Origin of the sequence: Synechococcus sp. H55.11 (assembly GCF_047462475.1) — a bacterium.
GTDB lineage: Bacteria > Cyanobacteriota > Cyanobacteriia > Thermostichales > Thermostichaceae > Thermostichus.
Genome location: NZ_JANSJI010000332.1, coordinates 1 through 3,261 on the forward strand (window position 1 = coordinate 1; position 3,261 = coordinate 3,261).

Sequence of the window (3,261 nt, forward strand, 5' to 3'; positions counted from 1 at the left end):
GGGTGCGTGGACCTAGGTTCCCAGCGGAGAGCCGCCAGTAGGATCGGCGCTGCGATGTTTCACGACCCGGTTCGGGATGGATCGGGGTGGGTCCACCGCGCTCCTCACACACCCAGTGGTTGAAGGTCGTCCCTTCACCCCTCACGCGATTGTCCTTCTTGCTGCCTGCACCATCACCACGCTCCCGTCCCGGCCCCCTCGCCGCGACGGACGGAAGCCCTCGCCCCTGCGCACCGGTCGCCTCTACGGGTCACCCCGCCTCCAGCTCCGGCCGCTTATCCCGCTCATCTCGCGGGGGGCTTACCAGCCTTGCGCTGTGAGAGCAGTCGTCTTGCGGCGTGTTTCCCACTTAGATGCTTTCAGCGGTTCTCACTCCCGGACATAGCTACGGAGCTTGCAGGCCGCCCCACAACTCCTCCACCAGCGGTCCGTCCAGCCCGGTCCTCTCGTACTAGGGCCAGCCCCGCGCACTGCTCTACGCGCTCAGAGCGGATAGAGACCGAACTGTCTCACGACGTTCTGAACCCAGCTCGCGTGCCGCTTTCATGGGCGAACAGCCCAACCCTTGGGACCTACTCCAGCCCCAGGATGCGACGAGCCGACATCGAGGTGCCACGCTCCGCCGTCGATATGAACTCTTGGGCGGTCTGAGCCTGTTATCCCCGGGGTAGCTTTTATCCGTTAAGCCACAGCCCTTCCACCCGGTACTGTGGGATCACTACGGCCGACTTTCATCCCTGCTCGGCCTGTCTGCCTCGCAGTCAAGCGCCCTTCTGCCGTTGCACTCCACGGCGGATGACCATCCCGCCTGAGGGCGCCATTGCGCGCCTCCGTTACCCTTTAGGAGGCGACCGCCCCAGTCAAACTACCCGCCAGCCACCGTCCCAGCCTTCCGCCGGTGAGGGCAGCGCAGACCGAAGAGTGGTATTTCACCGTCGGCTCCAGCAGACCCGCAAGTCCGCCTTCTCCGCCTCCCACCTATCCTACGCATCCGCCTGCACGGCCCGATGGCAAGCTGTAGTAAAGCTCCACGGGGTCTTTTTGTCCCGCTCTGAGTTGGCCGCATCTTCACGGCCACTGCAATTTCACCGAGCCCCCGGTCGAGACAGTGCCCAGATCGTGATGCCTTTCGTGCGGGTCGGAACTTACCCGACAAGGAATTTCGCTACCTTAGGACTGTTATAGTTACAGCCGCCGTTTACCGGGGCTTCGGTTTGGAGCGTTCACCCCTCCCCTTAACCTTCCGGCACTGGGCAGGCATCACCCCCTATACGTCGCCTTCCGGCTTCAGCAGGGAGCTGTGGTTCTGGTATCCAGTCGCCCGGGCCTGGACCCTGCGGCTGCCTCGGGCTCCACCCGCCAGGGGCTTCACCCTACACGCAGCACCCCTTCTTCCGAAGGTACGGGGTCAATTTGCCGAGTTCCTTAACCGGGGGTCACTCGTCCACCTTGGTCTCCTCGACCTGTCTACCTGTGTCGGTTTGCGGTACGGGCGTGGGTGGTCTCCCGAGCCGGCCTTTCGTGGCTGCACAGGCGCCTCGCCATTGGCGGTTGGTTCCCCAACCCCCTTTCACTCACCTCTCGGTCAGCGCAGGACGGATTTCCTTCGCCCTGCTCCCTACCGGCTTGGACGGCGCTCGTCTCGCCGCGGCGACTACCCCTCAGCATCCGGCATTGGTCAAGCGACCACTCCACGGTACAGGACTATTCACCTGTTGTCCATCGGGTCTGGCCGTGGCCGTCCCCTTAGGCCCGACTACCCTGCCGCGGTGCATCCGTGCGGCAGAACCCTTTGACTTTCGGTGGCGATGATTGCCACATCGCTTCTCCGTTACTCATTCCGGCATTCGCACTCGTGCCCGCTCCAGTGCGGCTTCCGCCGTCCCTTCCCTGCGGTCACGACGCTCCCCTACCGTTGACCTCTCGGTCAACCCGCGGCTTCGGTGGGTCGCTTTGCCCCGTTACAGCCTCGGCGCAGCGCTGCTTGACCAGTGAGCTGTTACGCACTCTTTCAAGGATGGCTGCTTCTAAGCCAACCTCCTGGTTGTCTAAGCGGCGCCACAACCTTTCCCACTTAGCGACCACTGGGGGACCTTAGCCGGCGGTCTGGGTTGTTTCCCTCTCGACGACGGATATTCGCACCCGCCGTCTCACTCGCGGTGCACACACCCGGCATTCGCAGTTTGCCGTCGCTTGGTAAGCGGTGAAGCCCCCGCACAACAACAGTGCTCTACCTCCGGGTGTGCCATTGCCGCGGCTGTACCTCAATACATTTCGGGGAGAACCAGCTATCTCCGTGTTCGATTGGCATTTCACCCCTACCCACAGCTCATCCGAGCCTTTTGCAACAGACACCGGTGCGGCCCTCCACGTCCTGTTAGGGACGCTTCAGCCTGGCCATGGGTAGCTCACACGGTTTCGGGTCAATCCCCGGCGACGCTCGCCCTGTTCAGGCTCGCGTTCACTCCGGCTCCGGCTGGCTCTGCCTTAACCACGCCACCGAGGATTACTCGCCGGATCATACTCCAAAAGGCACGCGGTCACCGGTTGCCCGGCTCCCACGGCGTGGAAGCACACGATTTCAGGGTCTCTTTCACTCCCCTCACCGGGGTACTTTTCACCGTTCCCTCACGGTACTGTGCGCTATCGGTCACTGCGTGTAGCTTGCCTTGGACAGTGGTCTGCCCGGCTTCAGCCCGGGTTCTTCGTGCCCGGACCTACTCAGGAACGACCCCTCACGCTGAGGCGCACGCATACGCGACTCTCACGCTCTCTGGTGCAGGGTTCCACACTGCTTCTGCTGAACGCGGTCGCGTGAGGCCCATCGAGCAGGATGGGCGTGGGTCGTCCTCCAACCCCGTGCGCGCAACGGCTGCTCCCTTGGCACGCGCACGGTTTAGGCCTCACCCGGTTCGCTCGCCGCTACTACGGGTGTCGTTCACTCTTCCTCCGGCTACTGAGATGTTTCAGTTGGCCGGGTTCCCGCTCCGCGCATGCGGAGCGCTGCCAGATGGCAGCGGGTTGCCCCATTCGGAGACCTCCGGATCACAGCCTGCACGCGGCTCCCCGGAGCATATCGGTGCCGTGCCCCGTCCTTCCTCGGCACGCAGCGCCATGGCATCCATCGTGTGCTCATCATGTCTTCCGTCCGTCACGGCCAATGGGCCGAACGGCACCTGGTGCACGGGTGGACAACGCGCACCAGGGATGGTGATGATGCAGGTTCTCTCTCAACAATCGCGTGAGTTGTCAAGGTACGAC

The 3,261-nt window shown here is 63.4% G+C and carries 2 rRNA genes; both read right to left on the reverse strand.

Annotated elements, in window-relative coordinates:
- Nucleotides 1–114: ribosomal RNA gene (rrf, locus tag NW853_RS12925) — 5S ribosomal RNA — on the reverse strand; the annotation flags it as partial.
- Nucleotides 115–208: 94 nt separating this feature from the next.
- A 23S ribosomal RNA gene (locus NW853_RS12930) occupies nucleotides 209–3,148 on the reverse strand.
- Nucleotides 3,149–3,261: the final 113 nt, after the last annotated feature.